Origin of the sequence: Streptomyces sp. NBRC 110611 (assembly GCF_001590865.1) — a bacterium.
In the GTDB taxonomy this organism is placed as follows: domain Bacteria; phylum Actinomycetota; class Actinomycetes; order Streptomycetales; family Streptomycetaceae; genus Streptomyces.
In genome coordinates, this window is sequence record NZ_BBUY01000012.1 from 73914 (window position 1) to 100820 (window position 26907).

Consider the following 26907-nt stretch of genomic DNA (forward strand, 5'->3'; position numbering starts at 1 on the left):
TCATACCTCCTTGGTGAACAGCGCCCGGCCCCACCAGTCGTCCGCGTCCCGGACGCCCGGCGGCACCGCGAAGACCGCCGAACCCACGTGCTGGATGTACTCGTTGAGCGCGTCGTGGGCCGCCAGGTTCCGCTGGAGCGGTACGAAGCCCGCGCGGACATCGCGCTGGTAGGCGAGGAAGAACAGCCCCGCGTCCAGCCGCCCCAGGCCGTCCGTGCCGTCGGTGAAGGAGTAGCCGCGGCGCAGGATGGTCGCCCCGCCGTTGGAGTCCGGGTGCGCGAGCCGGACATGCGCGTCCGGCAGCATCGACGTCAGACGCGGCTCGTCCCGCTCGCGCTCCTTGCCGACCGGCGCGCCCTCGGCCTTGTCCCGGCCGAAGATGTCCTCCTGCTCCTTGAGCGAGGTACGGTCCCAGGTCTCGATATGCATCCGGATCCGCCGCGCGACCAGGTACGAGCCGCCGGCCATCCAGGCCGCCGCGCCCCTGGCGTCCTTCTCACCGACCCAGACATGCCTGTCCAGCGCCGCGGAGTCGGTGCCCGCGATATTGCGGGTGCCGTCCTTGAAACCCATCATGTTGCGCGGTGTCTGGGCCTCCGGCGTCGTCGAGGACGTCTTGCCGAAGCCCAGCTGCGACCAGTGGATGGCCGTCTTCCCGAACCCGATCCGGGCGAGATTGCGGATCGCGTGCACCGCGACCTGCGGATCGTCCGCGCACGCCTGCACACACAGATCGCCGCCGCTGCGCGCCCGGTCGAGGTTGTCGCCGGGGAACGCCGGCAGGTCGATCAGCGCCGGGGGCCGCCGCTCCCCGATCCCGAACCGGTCCTTGCCGTCCTTCTCGAACAGCGTCGGGCCGATGCCGAAGGTGAGGGTGAGCCGGGACGGCGGCAGTCCGAGCGCCTCGCCGGTGTCGTCCGGCGGCGCCTCGGGCAGTCCGCCGGCCGCTCCGGCGCCGACCGCGTCACCGGCGGTCATCCGCGCCGCCGCCTTCGTCCACTCCTTGAGCAGCGCGATCAGCGCGTCGCGGTCGTCGGTGGTGACGTCGAACGCGGCGAAGTGCAGCCGGTCCTGGACGGCGGTGGCGATACCCGCCTGGTGCCTGCCGTGGAAGGCGACCGCGGCACCCGCGGTGGCGTCCGCGCCGGCCGGCCGGGCGTCACCGCCGGTACGCAGCGCCGCCGCGGTACCGCCGGCCGCGACCGCGCCGAGCGCCAGCCCCGCGCCGCCCCAGCCGAGCAGCGAACGCCGCGAGGGCGCCCGCCCGTTGGTGCCGCCGCCGGCCGGCTCGCCTTCGGCGGCCGCACCCTCGACGGCCCTGCCGTCCTCATACGTCATCGGTGACCCCTGTCCGGTCGGCGCGGGCTACTTGGCACCGGTGGCCACGGCGGCGGCCAGCTTGGACAGCGGCTCGGCCAGCGCGTTGACACCGTCGGAGAGCTCCTTGCGCTCACCCTTGCCGACCGTGTCGTACGGGGCGAAGCCGTCCGCGGACGCGCTGTCGCGGTGCTTGTCCAGCTGCGCACGGATCGCCGTGAACTGCTTGTCCAGCTCCTTCGCCAGGGCCGGCGCGTGCTTGGCGGCGACCGGCTTCAGCAGCTGGTACGCCTTCTCGGCGCCCTCGACATTGCTCTGGAAGTCGATCAGGTCCGTGTGGCTGTAGCGCTCTTCCTCACCGGTGACCTTGCCGGTGGCCACCTCGTCGAGCAGCTCCTTGGCACCGTTGGCCATGCTCGTCGGGGTGATCTCGGCGGTGCCGACCCGCTTCTGCCAGTCCTTGAGGTCCGTCATGAGCCGGTCGGCGAGCTTCTTGTCGTCCTCGGAGATCTTCTCCGTCTCCCACAGGGACTTCTCCAGCTTGTGCCAGCCGGTCCACTCCTGGCCCTTGTCCAGGCCGTCCTCCCGCACATCGACCTTGGGGTCGATATCCCCGAAGGACTCGGCGACCGGCTCGGTGCGCTCCCAGCCGACCCGGGACAGCGCATAGCTCTTCTTCGCGGCCTCCAGGTCACCGGCCTTGACCGCGTCGGTGAACTTCCGCACCTCCGGGATCGTCCGGTCGGCCTGCTCCTGGACGTACGCGCGGTACGCGGCGACCGCGGCGTCCAGCTCGGGGTCCTGCCTGGCGGCGGCGCCCTTCCCGGTGACCGTCACCTGCTGCCGGATGCCGTCGCCCTTCATCCCCGGCTTGCAGGCGATTTCGTACGAACCGGCCTTGATCTCCGCGGTGATCTCCGCGGACGTCCCGGGACCGATGTTCTCCCGCTCGGTCACGATCCGGTCGCCGGGCGCGTAGAGGTACACCTCGGTGACCTTGGAGCCCTTGTTGTGCACCGCGAACCGGACGTGCCCGGCGGGGAACTCCTTGGCCGAGAGCTCGCAGGCGGAGTCCGTCGCGGTCACCTCGATCGTGCCCTTGCCCCCGTCCTTGCCGCCGCCTTCGCCGCCGCTCTTCGCGGCGCAGCCGGCGACGGCGGTGACGGCCGCGGCTGCGGCGACGGCGGCGACGGCGGAGGAGCGGAGGGCTCGCATACGGGCTCCAAGCGGGCTCGGCGGTGAACGGGTATCGCCGTACGAGGGCGACAGCCGACTGGGGCACGCCGTACGAGGGCGACAGCCGACGAGGGCGCTACTAAGGCGGCCCTAACTTATCCGAGACTTACCGGCTTCCGGCCGGCCTGTCCAGTGATTCCGCTCTCACGGATAACGGCCCGGTCAAGATCCCTCAACCGCCCCGCGCACCCCTGCTGTTCAATATCGGGATGACCGACATCGATGTGCTCCGGGTGTTCTGCGGGCCGGACGGGGCCGGCGGTAACGAGCTGGGCGTGGTACGCGACGGGGCCGCGATCCCGGACACCGCCGCGCGGGCCGCCCTCGCCGCCCGACTCGGCTTCAGCGAGACCGTATTCCTCGACGACGCCGCGCACGGCACCGTCGACATCCGCACCCCGAGCGTCCAACTCCCCTTCGCCGGGCACCCGCTGGTCGGCCTGGCCTGGCTGCTGCGGAACCTGGGCCGGCCGCCGCACACGCTGCGCCCGCCGGCCGGCGAGGTCGACGTCCGCTTCGAGGGGGACATCACCTGGGTACGCGGCCGCGCGGAGTGGGTGACCGCCCGCAGGACCGAACGCCACGCCTCGGCGGCCGAGGTCGACCAGCTGCCCGCACCGCCGCCGGGCGAGGGCTGGCTCTACGCCTGGGCCTGGCAGGACGAGCCCGCGGGCGTGGTCCGCGCCCGGGCCTTCCCGCGGCGCGGCGACTCCATCGTCGAGGACGAGGCCACCGGCGCGGCCGCCCTGCTGCTCACCCATGAACTCGCCCGCGCTCTGGACATCCGCCAGGGCACCGGCTCGCAGATCCTCACCCGCGCGTACCCGGACGGCACCATCGCGGTCGGCGGCCGGGTCCGCCACGCGGACGTCCATGGGGAGACGGGCGCTGGCTAGGCGCTCAGCGGGAACTGTTCGGCCAGCTCCCGGAACACCGCGCTGTTCAGCCGGAACGCGTGCCTGCACTCCTCGATCACGCGCTGTTTCTCCAGGTCGTCCACCGGCAGCGCGTCCAGCAGCGAGCGGTACTCGCGCTTGAAGGCGGCGGGGTTGGCGATCTCTTCGAAGACATAGAAGCGGACGCCGTCGCCCTTGCGGGCGAAGCCCCAGGTCTTCTCGGCGGTGCCGCGGATGATCTGGCCGCCGGAGAGGTCGCCGAGATAGCGGGTGTAGTGGTGGGCGACGTAGCCGGCCGGCCAGTCGCGGGCGCAGGCCGTGACGCGGTCGGCGTAGGCGGCGGTGGACGGGAGCGGCCGCAGCCCGTCACGCCAGGACGGCCCCCCGAGGTGCGCCAGGTCGCGCTCCAGCTCGGCGCTGCGGGCCAGCTCCGGGCGGATGAAGGGGCCCGCGACCGGGTCCTCGGCGAGCGCCTCGGCGGAGCCCTCCAGTGCGCGGTAGACGAACCACAGCTGCTCGGTGTAGCGCCGGTAGGCCGTGACGCCGAGCCGGCCGCCGAGAAGATCGCTCATGAAGGACGAGTTCTCGGCCTCGGTGTGCTGTTCGTGGGACGCCGTACGGATCATCGCCGAGAAGGGCGTCCCGGGCCCGGCGGGGGCGGGCGCGCCGGACGGAGTCGGGCTGGACGAGCTGGGCGCTGCCAAGGCGGACCTCCGGGGGCCGGGGTGGGGGTCCCCCCTGCTCATGGGGTCCCCCCTGCTCGAACGAAGTTGAGAGCTCGGGGGAGGATTCGAGAGCTTGGGGGAAGACGGGAACAGGGGACTCCGCTGAGCTGCGTGACCCGGCTCGGGCCCACTCAGCTACTTAGGCTTACCTAACTACTTGGGCTCACCTGAGTCAACCCTCTTCCCGACGACCTGTCGGTAACCACCCTACGGTCTTCCCGACGCCCTGTCGGTAAAAACTTCCCCACAAACCCGCCGCCCCGCTCCGTCCCGGATCCGGCACAGAGCGGGGCGGGGCGCTCCGCCGCAGGTCAGGGCAGGGTCAGGATCTCCACCCCGGTCTCCGTCACCACCAGGGTGTGCTCGAACTGCGCGGTCCGCTTGCGGTCCTTGGTCACCACGGTCCAGCCGTCGTCCCACATGTCGTACTCGTACGTGCCCAGCGTCAGCATCGGCTCGATCGTGAAGGTCATTCCGGGCTTGATGTCGGTGGTGTGGTGCGGGCTGTCGTAGTGCGGAACGATCAGGCCGGAGTGGAAGGACGAGTTGATGCCGTGACCGGTGAAGTCGCGGACCACGCCGTAGCCGAAGCGCTTGGCGTACGACTCGATGACCCGGCCGATGATGTTGATCTGACGGCCCGGCTTGACCGCCTTGATCGCGCGGTGGAGCGCCTCCTGGGTCCGCTCCACCAGCAGCCGGGACTCGTCGTCCACCTCGCCGCACAGGTACGTGGCGTTGTTGTCGCCGTGCACACCGTGGATGTACGCGGTGACGTCCAGGTTCACGATGTCGCCGTCCTTCAGGACGGTCGAGTCCGGGATGCCGTGGCAGATGACCTCGTTGAGCGAGGAGCAGAGGGACTTGGGAAAGCCGCGGTAGCCGAGCGTGGAGGGGTAGGCGCCGTGGTCGCACATGAACTCATGGGCGACCCGGTCCAGCTCGTCGGTGGTCACTCCGGGCTGGATGTGCTTGGCGGCCTCCGCCATCGCCTGAGCGGCGATCCGGCCGGCGATCCGCATCCGCTCGATCGTTTCGGTGTCCTGCACCTCGGGGCCCGTGTAGGGCGTGGGCGCGTCCTTCCCGACGTACTCGGGGCGCGGGATCGAGGCGGGGACAGGGCGGGTGGGGGAGATCTTCCCCGGGACAAGAAGCGACTGGCCAGACATGCCAGCGAGTGTATCCGCGGGCCGTCGGGCAGGATGGTGGCACGGAACACCCACAGGAGGCGGCGATGGCGCTGTTCAAGAGGCGGACGGTCGGAAAGCCGGGCGAGTGGTTCTACTGCCTCGCGCACCAGCGGGTGGAAGAGGGCCCCGAGTGCCGCGCCGCCGACCGCTTCGGCCCGTACGGCACCCGCGAGGAGGCCGCGCACGCCATGGAGACCGCGCGGGAGCGGAACCTGGAGTGGGAGACGGACCCGAAGTGGCACGACATGGGGAAGCGGGACCGGGAGGAGTGAACCCTCCGCCGCTCGCGGACGATCACTCACACCAGCCCCCACTCACCTCTCGCCACCCCTCCCACGGAGGGAAAGTCGCCTCTCCCCACCCCTCCCGCGGCGGGAAAGCCGAAGAACAACGGCTGGTCGCCAGGCCGGACGGCGCGTGGCCACCACGGCGGGAGAGCCGAAATCGGGGAAGTCACCAGTGGTGCGGCGGCCCCGCGGTCAGCTCGTCCGCGAGGCGGGCCAGCCGGTCGAGGAACCGGCGGCGCCGCCGGGGTGCGGGCAGGCTGTTCTCTCCGGCGGCCGCGCTCACCAGGTGCTGGACCGTATCGAGATCCAGGTCGGGGGACGTGCCGCCGGCGCCCTCGGGCGGGGCCGGCTGCGGGGCCGGGAGTGCGGTGAGCGCGTCATGGGCCAGGGCGTGAAGATCGCGGTCGCCGCCGTCCAGGGCGAGTACCGTCGCGCCGTTGCGGCGGGCGTCGTGCACCCGCTCCAGCAGCCCGGCGCCCGGCTGCCCCGGCGCGACGACCAGCAGTGTCTCGCCCCGCCCGGCCGCCGCCAGCCGGCCCAGCCCGACCCCCAGATGGCTGGGCGCGCCACCGGGGACGCGGTGCCGTACCAGGGTCGGTGACAGCTCCGGCAGGCCCGACCAGGCGGCCTCGTCGTCCAGGTGGGCGGCCAGGTGCCAGGGCTCGTACGTGGCGCTGCCGACGAGCAGCAGTCCGCCGCCGTGCGATCCGACGGCGGCTCGCAGCGACCCGGCGAACCGGCGGGTGGCCTGGATCCACTCGGTTCCGGCGAGGACCTCGCGCAGCAGCGCGACCCGTACGGCATCCATGGCCGGCATCCTGCCCCAGGGCAGCGCTGCCTGGTTGCCGATTCAACCGCTGTCACCCGTACGAAGGGGGCCGGAGGCTCACGGAGCGGAACAGAGGCCCACGGAGCGGAACTGAGGTCCACGGAGCGGAACGGGAGCCCGGCCGGGCCGGCCCGGCCGGGGCGGCCGGCGGGGGCGGGGTGACGCCACGTCAGGTACGGGCGCGGAGAGCGGGGTTCGATGGCGGGAGGGACGCTGTCCGGGGGCGCGGAGGGCGTGACAGGATCACTGTCATGACTACTCCTGACGATGTCACGACCCGCACCGCCCCGGCCGCCGGGAAGCCGGCGCCCCGCGACCCATGGGACCTCCCGGACGTCTCCGGCCTGGTGGTCGGCGTCCTCGGCGGCACCGGCGACCAGGGCCGCGGCCTCGCCTACCGGCTCGCCAAGGCCGGGCAGCAGGTGATCATCGGCTCCCGGGCCGCCGAGCGCGCACGGACCGCCGCCGAGGAACTCGGCCTTGGTATCGAGGGCGCGGAGAACGCGGAGTGTGCACGGCGCAGCGATGTGGTGATCATCGCCGTGCCGTGGGAGGGGCATGCCAAGACCCTGGAGGCGCTGCGGGAGCCGCTGGCCGGGAAGCTCGTCATCGACTGCGTCAATCCGCTCGGTTTCGACAAGAAGGGTGCGTACGCGCTGAAGCCGGCGGAGGGCAGCGCGGCCGAGCAGGCGGCGGGGCTGCTGCCGGAGTCGCGGGTCACCGCCGCCTTCCACCACCTGTCGGCGGTGCTCCTGCAGGATCCGCAGGTCGAGCAGATCGACACCGATGTGATGGTGCTGGGCGAGTCGCGCGCCGACACCGACCTGGTGCAGGCGCTGGCCGCCCGAATCCCCGGTATGCGCGGGGTCTTCGCCGGCCGGTTGCGCAACGCCCACCAGGTCGAGTCGCTGGTCGCCAACCTGATCTCGGTCAACCGGCGGTACAAGGCGCATGCGGGGCTGCGGGTCACCGACGTGTAGGGCCGGTCGCGGCGCCTGGCTCGCTGCCCGCGTGCGGCCGGCCCCGGGCGCCCTGCCGCCCGCGCGGCGGAAGGCTGCCGGGCGCCGCCGAAAGCCGATGGGGGACACTGGGGGCAATTGCCCGATCCCTCACCGAGGAGCCGACCCCATGCCCCGCCTCGCTCTCATGGCCACCGCTGTCTGCGTGCTCGCCGTTGTGGCAGCCGTCATCTCCTTCGTCGAGGGCAGCTTTATCGGGATCGTGTGGGTTCTGCTGGCCGGTATCTCCAGCAACATGGCGTGGTTCTACGTACGGAAGGCCAGGCTGGAGCGGGCGCAGGGGGCCTAGATCGGCCTGAATGCCGGCCTGAACCGACTGCATGCCGGCTTGAACTGGCCCGGACCGGCCCGGACCGCTGTGCGGTACGCGGGCGGCGGCCCGTAGCGGTGATGCGTAGTGATGAGCGGTGACGGCTCAGAGCAGGCCGCTGATCTGCGGAAGCTCCGGCGCGCCTTCCCAGAAGCGGAAGAGCTGCTGGCCGATGTAGGTGTCGACGGGGGAGACGCCGAGGCCGCCCAGGACGGTGTCCACGAAGTCGAAGAAGACCCGGTTGACCTCCGGGACCCACAGCAGCCCGAAGACCGCGAGCAGGCCGAACGGCGCGAACGGCGCCACCTGCCGCCGCAGCTTCGGCGACAGCCAGGGTTCGAGCACGCCGTAGCCGTCCAGGCCCGGGACCGGGAGGAAGTTCAGGATCGCGGCGGTCACCTGGAGCAGGGCGAGGAAGGCGAGGGCGAAGCGGAAGGCGGCGGGCACGCCGTCCAGGGCGTGCAGCCAGAACGGGGCCGTGCAGACCACCGCGAACAGGACGTTCGTCAGGGGACCGGCCGCCGAGATCAGGCTGTGCCGCCAGCGGCCCTGGATCCGGCCGCGCTCGATGAACACCGCGCCGCCCGGCAGGCCGATCCCGCCCATGATCACAAAGAGCACCGGCAGCACGATGCTGAGCAGGGCGTGGGTGTACTTCAGCGGGTTCAGGGTGAGGTAGCCCTTGGCCGCCACGGAGATGTCGCCGCTGTGCAGCGCGGTGCGGGCGTGTGCGTACTCGTGCAGGCAGAGCGAGACCACCCAGCCGGAGACGACGAAGAGGAAGACCGCGAAGCCGGGGTTCGCGGCGAGCGTGCCGCTCCACACGGCCCACCCCGACACCACCAGGACGGCGACGAGCGCGAGGAAGACCGGGCTGGTGCGGCGGTCGGCGCGCTGGATTGCTGTGGTCATGGTGCGGACTCCCGGGTGTCGTGATGCGCAGCCACGACGGTAACCGGAGCACGGGCCCACCGGGAACGGGTCAGGTCACCGGCCCCGGCCACGATCCGTCGGACCGGCCCCGGCCATGACCCATCGGACCGGCCCCGGCCATGACACATCGGACATCGGACCGGCCCGGCTACGACGTATCGGACCGGACCCGGCGAAACTCGGTGGCGAAACGGCTCGGGGCCTGGACGACAATGGGTCGGTGCGCTACGGAATTCTCGGCACCACCCAGGCCGGCCGGGCCGACGGCACTCCCGTCGCCCTCGGCGGCGCGCGCCTGCGTGCGCTGCTCGCCGCCCTCGCGCTGCGCCCGGGCCGCGCACTCTCCCCGGACGTGCTGATCGCCGACGTGTGGGGCATGGACCCGCCCGCGGACGCGGCGGGGGCGCTGCAGGCCCTGGTCAGCCGGCTGCGCCGGGCCCTGGGTCACCCCGCCGTCACTTCGGTCGACGGGGGGTACCGGCTGTGCGCCGAGCCGGACGCCGTCGATCTGCACCGCTTCGAACGGCTCACCTCGGACGGCGAGCGAGCGCTCGACGCGGCGGACCCGGCCCGCGCCGCCGAGCTGCTCGACGAGGCGCTGGCGCTGTGGCGCGGCCCGGCCCTCGCCGACCTCCCGGACGCCGGGGCGGAGGCGGCCCGCGCCGAGAGCCGCCGCCTGGACGCCCAGCGTCTCCGCCTCGCCGCCGACCTCGCCCTCGGCCGGGCCGAGCGGGCGCTGCCCGCCCTCCGCGCGCTGTGCCAGGACCACCCCCTCGACGAGCCGTTGCAGGCCCTGCGGCTGCGCGCGCTGCGTGCCGCGGGCCGTACGGCGGAGGCGCTGGCGGCCTACGAGGAGATACGCACCGGCCTCGCCGACCGCCTCGGCGCCGACCCCGGCCCGGAGCTGCGCGCCCTGCACGCCGAGCTGCTGGGGCCGGTGCCGGTGTCGGTGCCGCCGGTGCGGGGGCGGGTGCCGGATGCCGTGGGGCCGGGCGCACCCCCACCCGACCGGAGGCCGGGGAAGGGACGTCCGGCACCGGCACCCGCAGCGGCCCCGGAACCCGGCCGTTCCCCGGACGTTGCCGCTCCCGGAGCCTCCCCGGACACCGAACCCGGCGGTTCCCCGTACGCCGCTCCCGGCTCCCCGCCGCCCGCGCGGGCCCGCTCCGGCAATCTGCGCGCCCGGCTCACCTCCTTCGTCGGCCGGGACGCCGACCTCGCGGCGATACGGTCCGATCTGGCCGGGCACCGGCTGGTGACGCTGCTCGGGCCCGGTGGCGCCGGTAAGACCCGGCTGTCCCAGGAGGGCGCCGAACGGGCCGCCGCGGCACTGCCGGAGGCCTGGCCGCACGGCGTCTGGCTGGCCGAGCTCGCGCCGGTCGACGATCCGCAGACCGTGCCCGAGGCGGTGCTCACCGCGCTCGGCGCCCGCGAGACCGTGGTCCGCGGCACCAGCGCCGAAGGGCTGCGGGCCGCCACCGACCCGACCGCGCTGGACCCCCTCGCCCGGCTCGCCGAGCACTGCGCGGGCCGCCGGATGCTGCTGCTCCTCGACAACTGCGAGCATGTGATCGGCGCCGCCGCCGAGCTCGCCGAGCGGCTGCTCGCGGACTGCCCCGGGGTGACGGTGCTGGCCACCAGCCGGGAGCCGCTGGCCGTCCCGGGCGAGGTGCTGCGGCCGGTCGGGCCGCTGCCCGACCCGGTCGCGCTGCGGCTGCTCGCCGACCGCGGGGCCGCCGCCCGGCCCGGCTTCCGGGTCGACACCGACGAGGAGACCGCGGCGGCCTGCGCCGAGATCTGCCGTCGGCTGGACGGGCTGCCGCTGGCCGTCGAACTCGCCGCCGCCCGGCTCCGGATGATGACGCCGCGTCAGCTCGCCGACCGGCTCGACGACCGCTTCCGGCTGCTGACCAGCGGCAGCCGCACGGTGCTGCCCCGGCAGCAGACCCTGCGCGCGGTGGTCGACTGGTCCTGGGACCTGACCGACGAGCCCGAGCGGGCGGTGCTGCGGCGGCTGTCCGTCTTCGCCGGGGGCTGCGACCTGGCCGCCGCCGAGGAGGTCTGTGCGGGGGACGGCGTCGCGGCGTACGAGGTGGCCGGACTGCTCGGCTCGCTGATCGACAAATCGCTGGTGGTGGCGGCGCCCGCCGGCACGGGGGACGGCGCCGGCCGTTCTGGTGGAGGCGGTGCGGGCGCCGGGCGGCAGATGCGCTACCGGCTGCTGGAGACGGTGGGGGAGTACGCCGCCGAGCGGCTCGACGAGGCCGGGGAGCGGGCCGCCACCGAGCGCCGCCATCTCGTCGCGTACCGCGAACTCGCCCGTACCACCGACCCGTTGCTGCGCGGCCCCGGCCAGCGCGCCGGTATGGAGCGGCTGGAGCTGGAGCACGACAACCTGCGCACCGCGCTGCGCCGCGCCGTCGCCGCCGGGGACGAGCACGAGGCGCTCTGCCTGGTGTTGTCCCTCCAGTGGTTCTGGTCGCTGCGCGACCACCGGGGCGACGCCCGCCACTGGGCCGCCGCGGTCTCCGCGCTCGGCCCCAACCCCTTCCTGAAACCGGTCGAACCGGCCCCCGACCTGCCCGAACGGCCCATCGACAAGCCGCCGCCGATGTCCGCCGAGCAGCTGGTCGAGGCGCGTCGCGAGATCCGTCTGGTCGAGCTGTCCAGCATGGACAGCGACCTCGCGGCGCTGAGCTCGCCGGAGATGCAGGAGGACCTGGCCGGGGTCCTCGCCGCGTACCGCCCCGGCATGCCGCAGACCTGCAAGGTGCCCGGGGTGATGTGGTTCTTCGCGGTGCTCCTCACCGGGCAGGTCGAGAGACTGGCGGAGATGACCGACAGCGCGGTACAGGCCTGCCGCCACTACGGCTACGACTGGGAGCTCGCCTACGTCCTGCAGCTGCGCTCCAAGATCTTCAACGACCATCCCAGGGGGCTGCCCCAGGCGGCCCACGACGCGGACGAGGCGCTGCGGATATTCCTGCGGGTCGGTGATGCCTGGGGGGCGGCCGAGGCGCTGTCGGGGCGCGGCGAGAGCCATGAGAAGCGCGGTGCTTACGAGCGCGCGGCCGAGGACTACCGGGCGGCGATGGTCCACTCCGAGCAGCTGGGCGCGCACGCCCAGACCCTGCTGCTGCGCTGCCGGCTCGGCTCCGTGATGATCGAGGACGGCCAGGGGGAGGCCGGCGAGCGGATGCTGCGGGAGGTGCTGGCCGAGGCCGCCGCCGAGGCCAACAGCGGCCGGGACGCCGAGCCGTTCGCCCGGCTGACCCTCGCCATGCGGCTGACGCTGACCGGCCGGCGGGACGAGGCCCGTGAGCAGCTGCACGCGGTGCGGGAGCTGTTCACCCCGCGCGCCCCGGACCTGTTCGTCGGGATCCTGGAGATGTCGCTGCTCTCGCTCGATCTGGACGACGGGCATCGCGACGAAGGGCTGGTGACGCGGTTCCGGGCGGCCATGGCGCTGATGCAGGACGCGCTGACCCAGATGGTCGCCCCGGACGTTCCGGTGATCCAGCTCCTCACCGGGGCCCGGGTGCTGATGGCCGTACGCGGCGACTCGGCGGCCGTGGACGCGGCGCGCCTGGTGGGCGCGTACGACGCCCTGCGGGCCGAGGGCCATGTCCCGGCGCTGATCATCCGCGAGGACCGGGTCCGTACGGAGGCGGCGGCGCGGGCGCTGCTGGGCGACGCGGACTACGCCCGCGGGTACGCCGACGGCGGTGGCCTCTCCCTCGAAGAGGCCACCACCCTCATCTGACGCCGTCATCCGACGCCCTCATCCGATGCGCTCACGTCTTCTTGCGGAACTTCGCCACCGCGAGCGGCATGGTGACCGCCGTGATGGCGACCGCCCAGCCGAGCGTGACCAGCGTCGGATGCGCCACCGCGCCCTGGCCGTTCATCAGCGCCCGGGCCGCGTCCGCCAGGTTGGAGAGCGGGTTGACCTTGGTGAAGCCCTCCAGCCAGCCGGGCATGGACGAGGTCGGTGCGAAGATCGACGAGCCGAACTGCAGCGGCATCAGCACCAGCATCGCCACGCCCTGGACCGACTGCGGGGTCTTCATGGCGAGGCCCAGCAGGATGAATATCCACATCAGCGCGGCGCCGAAGGCCGTGGACAGCACGATCGCGCCGAGGAACTCCAGGAGGGAGCCGCGTATCTCCAGGCCGAGAAGGAAGCCCATGCCCAGCAGGATCGCGGTGGCGATCAGCATCCGGCCGACCTCGACGACGATCTTGGCTATCAGAACCGAGGACCGGGCGATGGGCATCGTCCGGAAGCGGTCCATCACGCCCTTGCGGAAGTCCTCGTTGACGCCGGTGCCCACCGCCATGGCGATGTTCATGCCCATCATCGCCATCATGCCGGGCACCAGGTACTGGACGTAGTCGTCCTGCTGTCCCTTGCCGGCGATCGCGCCGCCGAAGACGTAGACGAACAACAGGATGAAGATGACCGGCATCAGCACGGCGTCGAACATCGACTCCGGGTCCTGCTTGATCTGCAGGGCGTTACGCCGCACCAGCGCGCCGATGTGCCGCAGGTTGGCGCGGAGACCGATCCGGCCCTCCTGCGCACCGGGCTTCACCGGTGCCGCCGTCACCGTCGCCGCACTCATGCCGACACCTCCGCGTACTGCTGTTCCTCGGCCTCGTCGGCCCGTTCGGTGTCCCCGGCCTCGGACGTCTTCTGACCCGTGATGGCCAGGAACACCTCGTCCAGGCTGGGCAGATGGGTGGATATCCCGGCGAGTGCGAAACCTTGCCGGCCGAGCATCCCGACCACCGCCGTCAGCTGCTCGTCGCTGATGATCGGCACGTTGACCACACCCCCGTCGTGGTCAGCGGTGGCGCCGCCGATGCCGTCCAGACCGGCCTGCGTGACGGCGCCGGCCATCCGGTCCAGCTCGCCCGGATCCGACGGCCGGATCTGCAGCGTCCGCCCGCCGACCTTCGCCTTCAGCTCGTCGACCCGGCCCTCGGCGATCACCCGGCCGCGGTCGATGACCGTCAGCTCGTTCGCCAGCTGCTCGGCCTCCTCCATGTACTGGGTGGTCAGAAGGACGGTCGCGCCCTCGCGCACCATCCGCTGGACCTCCTCCCACACCTCGTTACGGGTGCGCGGGTCCAGACCCGTGGTCGGCTCGTCCAGGTAGAGGACGGCCGGGCGGCCGATCATCGAGGCGGCGAGGTCCAGCCGGCGGCGCATACCGCCGGAGTACTTGGCCGCCGGCCGCTTGGCGGCCTCGGTCAGCGAGAACCGCTCCAGCATCTCGTCCGCGCGGCGGCGGGCGTCCTTGCGGGAGAGGTCGAGCAGCCGCCCGATCATGTAGAGGTTCTCCCAGCCGGAGAGCTTCTCGTCGACCGAGGCGTACTGTCCGGTGAGGCCGATCGTGCGGCGCAGTGCGCGGGGCTGGCGCACCACGTCATAGCCGGCCACGACGGCCCGGCCGGCGTCCGGCACCAGGAGGGTGGACAGGCAGCGTACGAGCGTCGTCTTGCCGGCGCCATTGGGGCCCAGCACGCCGAGCACGGTGCCTTCCTTCACGTCCAGGTCCACTCCGTCGACGGCCTTGACGTCGCCGAAGTGCTTGACCAGACCGCGCACCTCGACGGCGTTGCCGCCCCTGGTGGTTATCGTCTGTCGCGTCATGCCCCCCACAGTGCCAGCCGCCACTGACAACTCCCCGACAGCCGGCTGACAGGCACGGAAACGGCGGCCGGAACGCGATGTTCCGGCCGCCGTGCCGAGGCTGGGCGCAGCCCTCGGCTGAGCTCACGGCGGAGCTCACGGACTCAGGTCCCAGGTCTCAGGACTCAGGTCTCAGTGGAAGGTGTGCTCCGCGGCCGGGAACGTGCCCGCGACGACGTCGTCGGCGAACGCCTTGGCAGCGCCGCCGAGCAGCTCCCGCAGGTCCAGATACTGCTTGACGAACTTCGGTACCCGGCCCGCGGTCATCCCGGCCATGTCGGTCCACACCAGAACCTGGGCGTCGCACTCCAGGCCCGCGCCGATGCCGACGGTCGGGATGTGCAGGGAGCGGGTGACCTCGGCGGCCAGTTCGGCCGGTACGGCCTCCAGGACCACCGCGAACGCCCCCGCGTCCTGCACCGCCTTGGCATCGCGCAGCAGCTGCTGGGCGGCCTCCTCGCCACGGCCCTGGACCGGGTAGCCGCCGAAGGCGTGGACCGACTGGGGGGTCAGCCCGACGTGCGCCATCACCGGGATACCGGACGAGACCAGCAGCTCCACTTGCCCGGCGGAGCGCTCCCCGCCCTCCAGCTTGACGGCACCGACCCCGGCGTCCTTCACCAGCCGGGTGGCGCTGCGCAGGGCCTGGACCGCCCCCTCCTGGTACGACCCGAACGGCAGGTCGCCGACGACCAGGGCGCGCTTGGTGCCCCGGACGACCGCCGCGGACAGGACGGTCATCTCGTCCAGGGTGACGGGCACGGTGGATTCGTAGCCGAGGTGACAGTTGCCCATCGAGTCACCGACGAGCAGAACGGGGATTCCGGCCTCGTCGAAGACGGCGGCGGTCATGGCGTCGTACGCGGTGAGCATCGGCCACTTCTCGCCGCGCTCCTTGGCCGCCGCGATATCGCGGACGGTGATCCGGCGTGAACTCGTGCCCCCGTACAGAGACGTGGGGACCGACTTCCGGGCAGGCGAAAGCTGCGTCATGGTGACGGCTCCTGTTCGTCATCTCGAGGCACCCTGACGGTGTCCCCGGACTCCCCACCATGCTGGCACGGCCCGTACGGAAAGGAAAAGGGGAAGAGGAAAAGGGGAAGAGACAGGCGAAGGGGAAGGGGAAGGAAGGGGGGAGGCGAAGGAAAGCAGGGAGGGAGCGGGGAAAGGGGCGGGCGACTTTCGATACGGAACGGGTTCGTATCGAAAAGTGCGTAGAGTGTTCGGCATGGCCACCTCATCTCCCTCGTCCCCCTCGCCCGCCACTCCGGACGAACCACCCGGCCGGCAGGTCCCCGAGCACATCCACCGGCGCCGCTGGGCGATCCTGTCCACGCTCATGTTCAGCCTGTTGATCGTGGTGCTGGACAACTCGATCCTCAACGTCGCCATGAAGACGATCGCCACCCCGGCTCCCACCGGCCTCGGCGCCACCCAGAGCCAGCTGGAGTGGGCGATCAACGCCTACACGCTGGTCTTCGCCGGGCTGCTGTTCACCTCCGGCCTGCTCGGCGACCGGCTCGGTCGCAAGAAGGCACTGCTCTTCGGGCTGGCGGTGTTCGGTACCGGCTCGGTGCTCGCCGCGTTCGCCGGCTCGCCCGCCCAGCTGATCGCCTTCCGCGCCCTGATGGGCCTGGGCGGCGCCTTCGTCATGCCGGCCACCCTCGCCATCCTGATAAACGTCTTCGAACGCGACGAGCAGCCCCGGGCGATCGGCATCTGGGCCGGCGGGGTGGGGCTGGCCATCGCAATCGGCCCGATCGCCGGCGGCCTGCTGCTCACCCACTTCTGGTGGGGCTCGGTCTTCCTCGTCAACGTCCCCATCGTGCTGATCGCGCTGACCGCGATGGTGATCCTGGTACCCGACTCCAAGGACCCCAGCCCCGGCCGGCTGGACCCGCTCGGGGTGCTGCTGTCCGTCGTCGGCCTGGTCCTGCTGGTCTACGGGATCATCAAGGGCGGACAGCTCGCCGACTTCACCGACCCGCGGGTGTACGGCACCATCGCCGGCGGGGTGGCGGTGCTCGCCGGGTTCGTGGTGCATCAGAAGCGCAGCGACCACCCGTCGATCGACATCGGCTACTTCCGCAGGCCCGCCTTCTCCGCCGCGGTCGCCGCCATCGCGCTGGTCTTCTTCGCCCTCATGGGCGTCACGTTCTTCACCGTCTTCTACGTCCAGAGCGTGCGCGGCTACACCCCGCTGCAGGCCGGCCTGCTGCTCCTGCCGATCGCCGTCGCCCAGCTGATCTTCGCGCCGCGGGCCCGGCTCGCCGTGGACCGGTTCGGCGCCCGGGCGGTGTGTTCGGTCAGCATGTTCGCGGTGGCCGGCACCATGGCCGGCCTCCTGCTGATGGACACCGACACCCCGATCTGGGTCATGGAGGTGCTGTTCTTCCTCCAGGGCACCGCCATGGCGCACATAATGCCGCCGGTCACCGTCACGGTCATGCAGACGCTGCCACGCGAGAAGGCCGGCTCCGGATCGGCGCTGAACAACGTCTTCCGGCAGGTCGGCGGCACCCTCGGCGTCGCCGTCCTCGGGTCTCTGCTGTCCACGACCTACCGCGACGGCATCCAGGGCACCCTCGAAACCCTGCCCGGAGTGCCGGCCGGGGCCCGGCACGCGGCCGGCGAGTCCATCGAGGCCACCCTCGGCCTCGCGCACCGGATGGGCCCGGAGGGCCGCTCACTGATCCGCTCCGCCCACGACGCGTTCATCCACGCCATGCACGTCACCGCCCTCGGCTCGGCCGTCGTCTCGGCGCTCGGCGCCCTGGTGGTGCTGGCGTTCCTGCCGGGCAGAATGGGAACGGCGCCGCGGGCGGCGGAGCCGCACGACGAGCGGAAGGCAGGCACAGCACGATGAGCCGGGCGGCCGAGGGCCCCGAAGCGGCGGCGGCCCCATCGCGACAGCCGGGACCGGTGCCGGGACCGGTGCCGGTGCCCGCCGAACGCCGCGGCCGGCCGCGCAGCGCCGCGGCCGACTCCGCCATCATCGAGGCCGTACTGCGCCTGATCGAGGACGGTGCCTCCATAGGCGAGCTGTCCATGGAACGCATCGCCCGCGAGGCCGGGGTGGGCAAGGCCACCGTCTACCGCCGCTGGCCCGGCAAGGACGCCCTGATGCTCGACGTCATGCGGTCGCTGGACGCCCACGGCCCGCACCTGGAGGGCGCCTCGGTACGCGACGACCTGGTCGCGCTGCTGGAGTTCCTGCGCCGCCGGGGCCTGGCCAAGCGCAACTCCGCGCTGCTGCGCACCGTCGTCAGCCATGTCCAGGCCCACCCCGAGCTGTGGGCCGAGTACCACGACACGGTCGTACGGGCCCGCCGTGAAGCGGTCCTCGGCATTCTGCGGCGCGGCGTGGCCAACGGCGAGATCCGCGCCGACCGCGACCTGGAGACCATCGCCGATCTCTTTGTCGGCCCGATGCTGGCCCGCGCCGTCCTCCATGAGTGGAAGGAACTGCCGGAGGGCCTCGCGGAGGACATCGTCGACATGGTCCTGGAGGGCGTACGGCCCCGGCCACGGGCCGCCGCGGGGTAGCCGCACCCCGGCGTACGCCCCGGCCCCCTGCTCATATGACCGGAACATGCCCGTTCTGTCACAGCGGCCGTCATGAACGCTCCGAACGGAACCCCGACCCGCCACTGCCCCGTCCTCACATCCGAGAAAGCGCACGAGGGATCTAAGAAAGTGCATTACGGCCATCGCCTAGGGTCAGTGGATCAGAGGCGGGGCGCACCGGAGCAAGGCAGTGAGGACAGCTACATGGCGCAGGCATACATGACGGAGCCGGGACAGGGGCAGGGGCCCGAGCGGGCCGGTTCCCGGGCCGAGCGCCTGCGGAACTGGTGGCGTCCGGAGGGGATGTGGCGGCGCGGCATCGTGCTCGCGGTGCTCGCCGTGCTCCTCGGGGTCGTGATGCTGCTGCACAGCCGGATCCCCAACGCCGTGGGAAACCTGGGGAGTCTGCTGGAGACGTTCCTGCCGTGGTTCGGGCTGTGCCTCCCGCTGCTGCTGATCGCCGCGGTGCTGCGCCGTTCCGCCACCGCGCTGGCCGCCCTCGTCCTCCCGGTCTTCGCCTGGGTCAGCCTCTTCGCCGGACAGATCACCGACAAGGCGGGGACGGGCGGCAACCTCACCGTCGTCTCGCACAACGTCGACGCCGACAACCCCGACCCGGCGGGCACCGCCCGGGACATCGTGGCCTCCGGGGCCGACGTGGTCGCCCTGGAGGAACTGACCTCCACCGCACTGCCCAAGTACCGTGACGGCCTGGCGAAGGCGTACCCGTACCGCACGATCCAGGGCACCGTCGGCCTGTGGAGCAAGCACCCGCTGTCCGACGAAGAGCCGGTGGACATCAAGATGGGCTGGACCCGGGCGCTGCGCGCCGTCGTCACCTACCACGGCCAACCGTTCGCGGTCTATGTCGCGCACCTGCCGTCGGTGCGGGTCAAGCTCGACGCCGGCTTCACCGCCAACCAGCGGGACGCGAGCGCCGAGGCGCTGGGCGAGGCGATCGCCGCCGACCCGGCCAAGAAGGTCTTCCTGCTCGGCGACCTCAACGGCACCATGAACGACCGCTCGCTCGCACCGGTGACCTCCCAGATGCGCTCCGCCCAGGGCGCGGCGGGCGACGGCTTCGGCTTCAGCTGGCCGGCGTCGTTCCCGATGGCCCGGATCGACCACATCATGGTGAAGGGCGTGGAGCCGGTGAAGGCCTGGGTGCTGCAGTCGACCGGCAGTGACCACCGGCCCGTCGCGGCCTCCGTCAAGATCTGACCGCCGAGGTCCGGCGGTGACGGGCGCGGCGCGGCGGTGACGGGCGAGGCGCGCTCGTCCCGTCCGTACCGGCGAGGGGATTCCTGGCAGCGGAAATTTCCCTGCGACGGAATACCGGGCCTGCGAGACTTTGTTCCGTAGCAGAACTTAGCGCACTCTTGTAGCGCATCCCCTCGTACGGAACGTCCGGAAAGGACCAGGTCTTTCATGCCCTTGGCTCTGCTCGCGCTCGCGATCTCGGCCTTCGGTATCGGCACCACGGAATTCGTGATGATGGGCCTGCTGCCCAACGTCGCGGACGATCTGGGCACCAGCGTGCCCACTGCCGGCTACCTCGTCTCCGCCTACGCCCTCGGCGTCGTCATCGGCGCCCCGCTTCTGACGTCCCTGGGGTCCCGCATCCCCCGTAAGCGGATGCTCGTCCTGCTCATGGCGCTCTTCACGGTCGGCAATCTCGCCTCCGCGCTCGCCCCCGGATTCGGTTCGCTGATCGCCGGCCGGCTGCTGGCCGGCCTGCCGCACGGGGCCTTCTTCGGCGTCGGCGCGGTGGTCGCCGCCCGGATGGCACGCGAGGGCCGGCAGGCCCGCGCGGTGGCCACGATGTTCCTCGGCCTGACCGTCGCCAACATCATCGGCGTGCCCGCCGCCACCCTGCTGGGCCAGCAGCTCGGCTGGCGTGCCACCTTCCTCGTCGTGGCCGGCATCGGCCTGGTCGCGATGGCGTCCCTGGCGCGGCTGATCCCGCCGCTGAAGGCCGACGAGCGCACCGGCCTGGGCCGCGAACTGCGCGCCCTCGCCAACGGCCAGGTGCTGCTGGCCCTGCTCACCACCGTCTTCGGCTTCGCCGGCGTCTTCGCCGTCTACAGCTACCTGGCGTCGATGATGACCGAGGTCACCGGCCTGGCGGAGGGCTCGGTGCCGCTGGTCCTCGCGCTCTTCGGCATCGGCATGACACTGGGCGCCCTGGCCGCCGGCCCGCTCACGGACCGCGCCCTGCGCCCCACCCTCTACGGTTCGCTGGCCGCGCTCGCCCTCGTGCTGACGGCCTTCCACTTCACCGCCCAGGTGACCTGGGCGGCCCTGGTCACCGTCGTCCTCGTCGGCGCGATCGGCTTCCTGACCACCACGCCGCTCCAGATGCTGGTCATGAACAAGGCCCAGCAGGCCCCCACACTGGCCGCTGCCTCCAACCAGTCCGCCTTCAACCTGGCCAACGCGGGCGGTGCCTGGGTCGGCGGCCTCGCCCTCGCCGCCGGCTGGGGCTGGACGTCGCCGACCCTGGTGGGCGCCGTGCTGGCGGTGCTCGGCCTGGCCGTCGCGGCGGTCGCGGGGCTGATGGACCGGGGCGCGGCGGACGGCTCCCGCATCGTGGCCCGCAGCCCGGAGGCCGACGCGGTCACCTCCGAGACGGCCACCCCTGCCGGGGGCGGCACGTAAGGCCGTCCGGTATGCGGTAACGCCTTCCGGCCGGTATGTGGTAACGCCCTCCGGCCGGCCACGCCGCGTATCCACGCCATGTGTCCGTCCATGCCGTGTGTTCACGTCGCGTATCCACGTCGCGTATCAGGTCAGGAATACCCGCCCGCCCGCACTCGTTGTGGCCCCGCAGGGGGCGCTCGCGACCCTTAGGGGATCTGTTCGACCGCCCCCTAAGGGCCGTCAGCGTCCCTCGCGCCAGTGGTTGGTGATCGGGAGGCGGCGGTCCTTGCCGAAGACCTTGGCGGAGATCTTGGTGCCGGGCGGGTACTGGCGGCGCTTGTACTCCGCGTGGTCGACCATGCGCAGTACCCGGGTCACCAGGGATTCGTCGAAGCCCTGGGCGATGATCTCCTCGCGGCCGCGGTCCTGGTCCACGTAGAGCTCCAGGACACGGTCGAGGATGTCGTAGTCGGGGAGGGAGTCGGTGTCGACCTGGCCGGGGCGGAGTTCGGCGCTCGGCGGCTTGGTGAGGGTGTTCTCCGGGATCGGCGGGGTCTGGCCGCGGTCGGCGGCGGCCTGGTTGCGCCAGCGTGCGAGCTGGTAGACGACCGACTTGTAGACGTCCTTGATGGGGCCGTAGCCGCCCGCCGAGTCGCCGTAGAGCGTCGAATAGCCGCAGGCCAGCTCGGACTTGTTGCCGGGGGCGAGGACCAGATGGCCCTCCTGGTTGGAGATGCCCATGAGGGTCGTACCGCGCAGCCGGGACTGGAGGTTCTCCTCGGCGAGCCCGGTGAGCGAGAGGGACTCCATGTACGCGTCGAACATCGGGCCGATCGGCACCGTACGGAAGTTCAGGCCGGTCCGGCGGGCCAGATCGGCGGCGTCGGCGAGGGAGTGCTCGGAGGAGTAGCGCGACGGCATCGCCACCGCGTGCACCTGGCCGGCCCCCAGTGCGTCGCAGGCGAGGGCGGCGACGAGGGCGGAGTCGATGCCGCCGGAGAGGCCCAGTGCGACGCTGCGGAAGCCGTTCTTGGCGACGTACGCGCGCAGGCCGACGACGAGCGCGGTGTAGATCTCCTCGAGATCGCCGAGGCGTTCGGCCTCGCCGCCCAGGGTCTGGGGGACGTAACGAGGCAGTGGGTCGGCGGAGAGCGTGCGGTGGTCGACGCGCAGGCCGTCGCTCAGGACACCGGACGGCGGTTCGGGCGCCGCGGCCGGCAGATCGAGGTCGACCAGGACGCAGCCCTCCGCGAACTGCGGAGCCCGTGCGATCACCCCGCCGTCCTTGTCGACGACGATCGAGTCGCCGTCGAAGACCAGCTCGTCCTGGCCGCCGATCATCGCGAGGTACGCGGTGGTGCAGCCGGCCTCCTGGGCGCGCTTGCGGACCAGCTCCAGGCGGGTGTCGTGCTTGTCGCGCTCGTACGGCGAGGCATTGATGGACAGCAGCAGTCCGGCGCCGGCCGAACGGGCCGCGGGGACCCGGCCGCCCTCCTGCCACAGGTCCTCGCAGATGGCCAGCGCGATGTCGATGCCGTGCAGCCGGATGACCGGGAGGGTCTCGCCCGGTATGAAGTAGCGGAACTCGTCGAAGACGCCGTAGTTGGGCAGGTGGTGTTTGGCGAAGGACAGCGCGACCTCGCCGCGGTGGAGGACGGCCGCGGCGTTCTGCGGGGCGCCGGCGGGGCGTCCGTAGCGCGGTGCGGACGGCTCGCCGCGGTCGAGGTAGCCGACGACCGCCGGGAGCTCGCCCAGGCCCTCGGCGGCCAGCCGCCCCGCCAGCGTCCGCAGCGCGGTGCGGCTCGCCTCGACGAACGACGGGCGCAGGGCGAGGTCCTCGACGGGGTAGCCGGTCAGCGCCATCTCCGGGAACGCGACGAGGTGGGCGCCCTGGCCGGCGGCGTGCCGGGTCCAGTGCACGATCGTCTCGGCGTTCTGGGTGAGATCGCCGACGCAGGTGTCGATCTGATTGAGGGCGAGACGAAGTTGGGGCACCCCGCCAGTGTAATCGTCTTTCTGACGCAATGGGGGGGCGTACACCGGACCGGTGCCGGCCCGGGTACGTGCGTCCCAGGCGCCGGTTACGACCGGTAACCGATGACCGTCATCATCCCCGACTCCGAGTGGTAGATGTTGTGGCAGTGCACCATCCACAGGCCGGGGTTGTCGGCGTCGAAGTCGACGCAGACCTTCTTGTCCGGCAGCAGGATCGTGGTGTCCTTGCGGGGGCCGCCGTCGGGCAGCGCGAAGGTGTGCCCGTGCAGGTGCATCGGGTGCCACATCTTGGTCTTGTTGTGGAAGACGAGCCGGACCCGCTCGCCCTCCCGTACGGGGTACCGCTGTGACGGGGTGTACGGCTCCCCGTTGATCGCCCAGTCCCACTTCTCGTCGGTGCCGGTGAGATCCATCTTGATCGTGCGGTCGGGCGTGTGGTTGGAGAGCCGGACCTCTTCGGCGGCCTTCAGCTTGTCCGCGCCGATCCCGCCGCTCCGCAGTTCCTTCGGGCGGTGCTTGGGGTCGGGCGCCTCGCCGTCGCCGGTCCTCAGCAGGGCCTGTGCGGTCTTGTTGTTGGACTTGCCCGCGGAGAGCGCGGTGAGCGGGAAGACGCCGTCCTTGGCGGTGATCAGCACGTCGTAGCGCTCGGCCATGCCCATCACCAGGCTGTCGGTCTTCTTGTGCTCCACCGGGAAGCCGTCGCTGTGCGTCACGGTCATGATGTGGTCGCCGAGCGCGACCCGGTAGGCGGTGTCACCGCTGGCGTTGATGAGACGGATCCGGATGCGGTCGCCGGGCTTGGCGCGGAAGGTCTCGCGGTCGTCGGGCGACCGGCCGTTCATCAGGTGGAACGGATGCTCCACATTGGCCGCGAAGTCGTCCTTCCGGTGCTGGGAGTGCCGTGTGAGCAGGGCCCGCGCGGTCGAGGACCGCCCGCCGGCCCTCCCGCCCATCTGCATCTCGTCCTGCATTTCGCCGTGGCCCATGGCCCCGCCGGGCTTGTCCTTGTTCAGCTCCTCCAGCACCTCGTCCGGAGTGACCCCGTCGACCCCGTCCAGCCAGTCGTCGATCATGACGATCCACTCCTTGTCGTACGACAAGGGCTCGTCGGGATCCTCGACGATCAGCGGTGCGTACAGACCGCGGTCCACCTGTACCCCGACGTGCGGGTGCACCCAGTGCGTACCGGGTGTGCTGGCCGTGAAGACGTAGTCGAAGGAGTGGTCGGTCTTGCAGGCCCGCTGGGTGAGGTCGGGGACGCCGTCCATGTCGTTGCGCAGGTGCAGTCCGTGCCAGTGGACGGTGGTGGACTGCGGGAGACGGTTGTGGAGGGTCATCGCGATCCGGTCGCCCCTGGTGACCCGGATCTCCGGGCCGGGCAGCTGGTCGTTGTACGCCCAGGTGTCGACGGTGTATCCGCCCAGGTCGAACGTGGTCTGGTCGGCGGTCAGCGAGAAGCGGCGTACGGGGCCCGTGCCCCGCCTGCGCTCGGCCTCGACGACCTCCGGGCCTGCGGGGTCGACATAGCCCCGCGGGGTGTCATGGCCGGAGCCGCGCGAGCCGGGGGAGCCGTGCGGGCCAAGGGAGTCGCGCGAGCCGTCCGGGTAGGGTCTGCGGGTCCTGTGATCCGTGGCGGCGGCCGGTGGGGAACCGGCGGTCAGCAGCCCGCTGCCGGCGGCGGCGATACCCGCGCCGAGCAGGGCGCGTCGGGAGTGCGTACGCATGGGGAGAACACCTCGTGGCGATGTCGGTGTGGTGGACGGTCTGTGCGGGGGCGCTGCCGCGGACTCCGGCCGGTGCCGACGGCGCGGCGCGTTCCTCGCGCACGGGGGGCTGCCGGCAGTCAGCTGGGGGATATGTGTCGCGGCGGCGCGGATATCGGCCATCGGCCGCGCGGCGGCCGGGTGTGCGGCGGCCGGGTGTGCGGTGCCACGAGGGCCGTCGGACAGCCGGGGGTCGTCGGATATCCGGGGGCCGCCGGGAGCCCGGGGGCGTGCGGGGTGACGGGGCCGGCGGCCGGCGAGGCGCACGGCGCCGGCCGGCCGCACCAGGCGGTGGCCCTGCCCTGTTCACGCATCGCGGACCTTTCGACGGAGCGACCTGTTCCACGGAACGACGAGCCGAACGGGTGACATGCAGAACACCCGTCCCTGTACCTGTCCCCGGAACACTACCCCCGAGGGGTATTGCCATCCCGCAGAGTCCGCCGAACGGAGTGCCATCCGCCTATCCTTGGCCTTCCCTGATCACCTGGATGCCCGATCACCTGATGTCCGTGCCCCGTACCCGCGGTCCCGCCCGTCCCGCCGCCACCCGTCGTGCCCCCGCCCGGACGGCCGCCGCCCTGCTCCTGCTGGGCGCGGTCGCGTACACCGCCTGGGTGCTGGAGCTGGTGCTCGCCACCGGCCTCGACCCCGTCCAGGCGTACGTCAGTGAGCTGGCGGCCGCCGACCAGCCGCTGGGCGGGCTCTTCCGCGCCACCGACCTGGTCGCCGGGATCCTGGTGCTGGCCGGTGCGGCGGCCGCGCTGCTCACGACGGAACGCAGACCCTGGGCGACCGCCGGCTGGGCCGCGCTGGCGCTCTTCGGCGCCGCCACCGCGGTCGACTCCCGGCTCCCGCTGAGCTGCGCACCGACCAGCGACCCGGTCTGCGCGGCCCGGGAGACCGCAGGCCTGGTGCCGGCCACCCACACCGCGCACGCCGTCAGCAGCTCCTGCGCGATGGTCGGCGCGCTCGCCGCGCTGGCCCTGCTGACCGTCGCCGCCCGGCGCCACGACCGCTGGCCGTTGCTCGGCCGCTTCGGACCGCCGCTGCTGCTCGCCGAAGTCGCCGCCACGATCTGGACGCTGGCGTCCGTCGCGGCGTTCACCGCGGGCCGGGGCACCTGGGCCCTCGGCGCCGGCCAGCGCCTGCAGGTCCTGCTGGTCGCCGTCTACGTCGCCGTGCTCGCGGGCTGCGTGGCACGCTCGGGGCCGTCCGGAGCGGCCCGGGAACCCAGGACAGCGGGTGACGGGGACGCCGGGGCGGCGGGAGACGGAGGACGCGGCGGAGACGGAGGCGGGGAGGCAGGCGGAGAAGCGGACGGAGAAGGAGACGGGGAAGACGGAAGGGAAGGACGCCGATGAGGACGCCGATGAGCCGCCGAGACCTCCGCCCGCTCCCCGCCCCCGGCCGTTTCCTGCGCGTCGACGGTGTCCCGCTGCATGTCGTCACCGAAGGGGCCGGCCCGGTCTGTGTGCTCAGCAGCGGCCTCGGCATGGCGTGGTTCGACTGGGACGCGGTCGCCGCGCAGCTCGCCCGGCACCGCACCGTCGTCCGCTTCGACCGCCCCGGCCTGGGGCTGAGCGCCCCGGCGCCCGAGCCGCCCACCCTCGCCGCCGAAGCGGACCGGATCGCGCACCTCCTCGACGCGCTCGGCCACCGCGGCCCGGCCACCGTCGTCGGTCACTCGCTGGCCGGGTTCCACGCCGAGGCGTTCGCCCGGCTGCACCCGGACCGCTGCGCCGGGCTCGTCCTCGTCGACGGCAGCATCGAGGAGCGGCCGCGGCCCCGGCTGCCCCGCGCCGTGCGGACGGCCTGGGCGGGCGGGCTGGCCGACGCGGTGTCCGCCGCCGGTCTGCCGCGCGTCCTGGGGCCCGCCGTCCGCCGCCTGATAGGCCGCGTCTCCACCGTCGGCAGCCATCCGCCGCACCCCTGGGAGCGCGCCGGCTACCGCACCAGCCGCGTCCTGCGCGCCTGCGCCCTGGAGAACGCGACCTACCCCTACCAGGCCGCCGAGCTCACCGCGCTGCGCGCGCAGTGCCCGATGCCCGGCGCACCGGTGACGGTCCTGGCGGCCTACGACGGCAGTGAGACGGCCGGCCAACTGCGCTGGCTGGAGCGCCAGCGGTCGCTCGCCGCCGAACTGGCCGGCCGGTTCGCGGTGGCCGCGCCGGCCGGCCATCTGGTGATGGCCGATGCGCCGGAGTCGGTGGTGCGGGCGGTACTGGACCTGTCGGAGACGGGACGGGACACGGCCGCGCCCTTGCCCTAGGGCCTGTCCGATGGGTCCGCGTGGGCCCCGCCGACCCATCGGACAGGCCCTAGGCGGCCGCTCGCGGAGCCGGCCTCCCGGCTTGCCGAGCCGCCTCGGAGGTTACGGCTCGTTACCGCTCGGCGCATCGGCTCGGAGGTTACGGCTCACCGGTTCTGATTCAGGCCAAGGGTGCGTAATGTGACGGTAACCCCCTCACGTGATACTGGTGTGCCACGCACGATGTTCCA

General features: G+C 72.4%; 23 protein-coding genes. 12 read left to right on the forward strand and 11 right to left on the reverse strand.

Features of this window, described 5'->3' with window-relative positions:
• Window positions 1-1338 carry an iron uptake transporter deferrochelatase/peroxidase subunit gene (gene efeB / locus AZE13_RS23060; RefSeq protein ID WP_079124289.1) on the reverse strand — a complete coding sequence of 446 codons (1338 nt, stop codon included), beginning with the start codon at window positions 1336-1338 and terminating at the stop codon, window positions 1-3.
• A gap of 27 nt (window positions 1339-1365) precedes the next feature.
• Entirely contained in the window at window positions 1366-2532 is a 1167-nt protein-coding gene (gene efeO / locus AZE13_RS23065; protein ID WP_066935239.1) for an iron uptake system protein EfeO, read from the reverse strand.
• A gap of 230 nt (window positions 2533-2762) precedes the next feature.
• Between efeO and AZE13_RS23070 the strand changes: the two genes are divergently transcribed.
• Window positions 2763-3449: a PhzF family phenazine biosynthesis protein gene (locus AZE13_RS23070; protein ID WP_066935242.1), complete on the forward strand. Its 687-nt coding sequence runs from the start codon at window positions 2763-2765 to the stop codon at window positions 3447-3449.
• Here the strand turns inward: AZE13_RS23070 and AZE13_RS23075 are convergent.
• Window positions 3446-4075, reverse strand: coding sequence for a heme oxygenase (biliverdin-producing) (locus AZE13_RS23075; protein WP_258527947.1), 630 nt, complete (start codon window positions 4073-4075; stop codon window positions 3446-3448). The genes AZE13_RS23070 and AZE13_RS23075 overlap by 4 nt on opposite strands.
• Between AZE13_RS23075 and AZE13_RS38315 the strand changes: the two genes are divergently transcribed.
• Window positions 4020-4223 carry a hypothetical protein gene (locus tag AZE13_RS38315; RefSeq protein WP_258527950.1) on the forward strand — a complete coding sequence of 68 codons (204 nt, stop codon included), beginning with the start codon at window positions 4020-4022 and terminating at the stop codon, window positions 4221-4223. The two genes, AZE13_RS23075 and AZE13_RS38315, sit on opposite strands and share 56 nt — an antisense overlap.
• Window positions 4224-4485: 262 nt before the next feature.
• Here AZE13_RS38315 and map read toward each other — a convergent pair whose 3' ends face one another.
• Entirely contained in the window at window positions 4486-5343 is an 858-nt protein-coding gene (gene map / locus AZE13_RS23080) for a type I methionyl aminopeptidase (protein ID WP_066935249.1), read from the reverse strand.
• A 65-nt stretch (window positions 5344-5408) separates the two neighbouring features.
• Here map and AZE13_RS23085 point away from each other — a divergent pair, with 65 nt between their 5' ends.
• A complete protein-coding gene (locus AZE13_RS23085) occupies window positions 5409-5636 on the forward strand; it encodes a hypothetical protein (protein ID WP_066935252.1) in 228 nt (75 codons plus the stop codon).
• A 181-nt stretch (window positions 5637-5817) separates the two neighbouring features.
• Here the strand turns inward: AZE13_RS23085 and AZE13_RS23090 are convergent, their stop codons facing one another.
• Window positions 5818-6459: a hypothetical protein gene (locus AZE13_RS23090; protein WP_066935255.1), complete on the reverse strand. Its 642-nt coding sequence runs from the start codon at window positions 6457-6459 to the stop codon at window positions 5818-5820.
• 272 nt (window positions 6460-6731) lie between these two features.
• Between AZE13_RS23090 and npdG the strand changes: the two genes are divergently transcribed.
• Both npdG and AZE13_RS23100 read left to right on the forward strand, forming a co-directional pair.
• Entirely contained in the window at window positions 6732-7460 is a 729-nt protein-coding gene (gene npdG / locus AZE13_RS23095) for an NADPH-dependent F420 reductase (RefSeq protein WP_066935258.1), read from the forward strand.
• 148 nt (window positions 7461-7608) lie between these two features.
• Window positions 7609-7788, forward strand: coding sequence for a hypothetical protein (locus tag AZE13_RS23100; RefSeq protein WP_066935262.1), 180 nt, complete (start codon window positions 7609-7611; stop codon window positions 7786-7788).
• Window positions 7789-7914: 126 nt separating this feature from the next.
• On the opposite strand, the gene AZE13_RS23105 is transcribed toward AZE13_RS23100, so the two are convergent.
• Window positions 7915-8721: a site-2 protease family protein gene (locus AZE13_RS23105; protein WP_066935265.1), complete on the reverse strand. Its 807-nt coding sequence runs from the start codon at window positions 8719-8721 to the stop codon at window positions 7915-7917.
• 241 nt (window positions 8722-8962) lie between these two features.
• On the opposite strand from AZE13_RS23105, the gene AZE13_RS23110 reads away from it, so the two are divergent.
• Window positions 8963-12505: an AfsR/SARP family transcriptional regulator gene (locus AZE13_RS23110; RefSeq protein WP_066935268.1), complete on the forward strand. Its 3543-nt coding sequence runs from the start codon at window positions 8963-8965 to the stop codon at window positions 12503-12505.
• Between the two features lie 31 nt (window positions 12506-12536).
• Here AZE13_RS23110 and AZE13_RS23115 read toward each other — a convergent pair whose 3' ends face one another.
• From AZE13_RS23115 to panB, 3 genes are all read right to left on the reverse strand, one after another.
• Window positions 12537-13367, reverse strand: a complete 831-nt coding sequence (locus tag AZE13_RS23115; protein WP_066935271.1) for an ABC transporter permease — start codon at window positions 13365-13367, stop codon at window positions 12537-12539.
• The gene (locus AZE13_RS23120; protein ID WP_066935274.1) at window positions 13364-14401 is read right to left on the reverse strand and encodes an ATP-binding cassette domain-containing protein; all 1038 of its coding nucleotides are present in this window, start codon (window positions 14399-14401) and stop codon (window positions 13364-13366) included. Before AZE13_RS23120 ends, AZE13_RS23115 begins: the two co-directional genes overlap by 4 nt.
• A 171-nt stretch (window positions 14402-14572) precedes the next feature.
• On the reverse strand, window positions 14573-15433 hold the full coding sequence (panB, locus tag AZE13_RS23125; RefSeq protein ID WP_066935277.1) for a 3-methyl-2-oxobutanoate hydroxymethyltransferase: 861 nt from the start codon (window positions 15431-15433) through the stop codon (window positions 14573-14575).
• A gap of 235 nt (window positions 15434-15668) precedes the next feature.
• Between panB and AZE13_RS23130 the strand changes: the two genes are divergently transcribed.
• The 4 genes from AZE13_RS23130 (at window position 15669) to AZE13_RS23145 (ending at window position 20665) form a co-directional block, all read left to right on the forward strand.
• Window positions 15669-17306 (forward strand): MFS transporter, encoded by a 1638-nt coding sequence (locus AZE13_RS23130; protein ID WP_066935535.1) that lies wholly within the window; start codon window positions 15669-15671, stop codon window positions 17304-17306.
• Window positions 17303-17986: a TetR/AcrR family transcriptional regulator gene (locus tag AZE13_RS23135; protein WP_066935280.1), complete on the forward strand. Its 684-nt coding sequence runs from the start codon at window positions 17303-17305 to the stop codon at window positions 17984-17986. Before AZE13_RS23130 ends, AZE13_RS23135 begins: the two co-directional genes overlap by 4 nt.
• Before the next feature lie 240 nt (window positions 17987-18226).
• Window positions 18227-19228 carry an endonuclease/exonuclease/phosphatase family protein gene (locus AZE13_RS23140; RefSeq protein WP_066935542.1) on the forward strand — a complete coding sequence of 334 codons (1002 nt, stop codon included), beginning with the start codon at window positions 18227-18229 and terminating at the stop codon, window positions 19226-19228.
• A gap of 207 nt (window positions 19229-19435) precedes the next feature.
• Window positions 19436-20665 (forward strand): MFS transporter, encoded by a 1230-nt coding sequence (locus AZE13_RS23145; RefSeq protein WP_066935283.1) that lies wholly within the window; start codon window positions 19436-19438, stop codon window positions 20663-20665.
• A gap of 222 nt (window positions 20666-20887) precedes the next feature.
• Here the strand turns inward: AZE13_RS23145 and AZE13_RS23150 are convergent, their stop codons facing one another.
• Together AZE13_RS23150 and AZE13_RS23155 are read right to left on the reverse strand one after the other, a co-directional pair.
• Window positions 20888-22642 carry an NAD+ synthase gene (locus AZE13_RS23150; protein ID WP_066935286.1) on the reverse strand — a complete coding sequence of 585 codons (1755 nt, stop codon included), beginning with the start codon at window positions 22640-22642 and terminating at the stop codon, window positions 20888-20890.
• 86 nt (window positions 22643-22728) lie between these two features.
• On the reverse strand, window positions 22729-24366 hold the full coding sequence (locus AZE13_RS23155) for a multicopper oxidase family protein (RefSeq protein WP_066935289.1): 1638 nt from the start codon (window positions 24364-24366) through the stop codon (window positions 22729-22731).
• 545 nt (window positions 24367-24911) lie between these two features.
• Between AZE13_RS23155 and AZE13_RS23160 the strand changes: the two genes are divergently transcribed.
• Window positions 24912-25769, forward strand: coding sequence for a DUF998 domain-containing protein (locus tag AZE13_RS23160; RefSeq protein ID WP_079124303.1), 858 nt, complete (start codon window positions 24912-24914; stop codon window positions 25767-25769).
• An 8-nt stretch (window positions 25770-25777) separates the two neighbouring features.
• Window positions 25778-26677: an alpha/beta fold hydrolase gene (locus tag AZE13_RS23165; RefSeq protein WP_066935292.1), complete on the forward strand. Its 900-nt coding sequence runs from the start codon at window positions 25778-25780 to the stop codon at window positions 26675-26677.
• Window positions 26678-26907: the final 230 nt, after the last annotated feature.

What these genes read in the sequence shown, in the direction of transcription:
- efeB (WP_079124289.1), bottom strand. Translation starts at nt 1,338, where the DNA reads ATGACGTATGAGGACGGCAGGGCCGTCGAGGGTGCGGCCGCCGAAGGC.
- efeO (WP_066935239.1), bottom strand. Translation starts at nt 2,532, where the DNA reads ATGCGAGCCCTCCGCTCCTCCGCCGTCGCCGCCGTCGCCGCAGCCGCG.
- AZE13_RS23070 (WP_066935242.1), top strand. Translation starts at nt 2,763, where the DNA reads ATGACCGACATCGATGTGCTCCGGGTGTTCTGCGGGCCGGACGGGGCC.
- AZE13_RS38315 (WP_258527950.1), top strand. Translation starts at nt 4,020, where the DNA reads ATGAAGGACGAGTTCTCGGCCTCGGTGTGCTGTTCGTGGGACGCCGTA.
- AZE13_RS23075 (WP_258527947.1), bottom strand. Translation starts at nt 4,075, where the DNA reads ATGATCCGTACGGCGTCCCACGAACAGCACACCGAGGCCGAGAACTCG.
- map (WP_066935249.1), bottom strand. Translation starts at nt 5,343, where the DNA reads ATGTCTGGCCAGTCGCTTCTTGTCCCGGGGAAGATCTCCCCCACCCGC.
- AZE13_RS23085 (WP_066935252.1), top strand. Translation starts at nt 5,409, where the DNA reads ATGGCGCTGTTCAAGAGGCGGACGGTCGGAAAGCCGGGCGAGTGGTTC.
- AZE13_RS23090 (WP_066935255.1), bottom strand. Translation starts at nt 6,459, where the DNA reads ATGGATGCCGTACGGGTCGCGCTGCTGCGCGAGGTCCTCGCCGGAACC.
- npdG (WP_066935258.1), top strand. Translation starts at nt 6,732, where the DNA reads ATGACTACTCCTGACGATGTCACGACCCGCACCGCCCCGGCCGCCGGG.
- AZE13_RS23100 (WP_066935262.1), top strand. Translation starts at nt 7,609, where the DNA reads ATGCCCCGCCTCGCTCTCATGGCCACCGCTGTCTGCGTGCTCGCCGTT.
- AZE13_RS23105 (WP_066935265.1), bottom strand. Translation starts at nt 8,721, where the DNA reads ATGACCACAGCAATCCAGCGCGCCGACCGCCGCACCAGCCCGGTCTTC.
- AZE13_RS23115 (WP_066935271.1), bottom strand. Translation starts at nt 13,367, where the DNA reads ATGAGTGCGGCGACGGTGACGGCGGCACCGGTGAAGCCCGGTGCGCAG.
- AZE13_RS23120 (WP_066935274.1), bottom strand. Translation starts at nt 14,401, where the DNA reads ATGACGCGACAGACGATAACCACCAGGGGCGGCAACGCCGTCGAGGTG.
- panB (WP_066935277.1), bottom strand. Translation starts at nt 15,433, where the DNA reads ATGACGCAGCTTTCGCCTGCCCGGAAGTCGGTCCCCACGTCTCTGTAC.
- AZE13_RS23130 (WP_066935535.1), top strand. Translation starts at nt 15,669, where the DNA reads ATGGCCACCTCATCTCCCTCGTCCCCCTCGCCCGCCACTCCGGACGAA.
- AZE13_RS23135 (WP_066935280.1), top strand. Translation starts at nt 17,303, where the DNA reads ATGAGCCGGGCGGCCGAGGGCCCCGAAGCGGCGGCGGCCCCATCGCGA.
- AZE13_RS23140 (WP_066935542.1), top strand. Translation starts at nt 18,227, where the DNA reads ATGACGGAGCCGGGACAGGGGCAGGGGCCCGAGCGGGCCGGTTCCCGG.
- AZE13_RS23145 (WP_066935283.1), top strand. Translation starts at nt 19,436, where the DNA reads ATGCCCTTGGCTCTGCTCGCGCTCGCGATCTCGGCCTTCGGTATCGGC.
- AZE13_RS23155 (WP_066935289.1), bottom strand. Translation starts at nt 24,366, where the DNA reads ATGCGTACGCACTCCCGACGCGCCCTGCTCGGCGCGGGTATCGCCGCC.
- AZE13_RS23160 (WP_079124303.1), top strand. Translation starts at nt 24,912, where the DNA reads ATGTCCGTGCCCCGTACCCGCGGTCCCGCCCGTCCCGCCGCCACCCGT.
- AZE13_RS23165 (WP_066935292.1), top strand. Translation starts at nt 25,778, where the DNA reads ATGAGCCGCCGAGACCTCCGCCCGCTCCCCGCCCCCGGCCGTTTCCTG.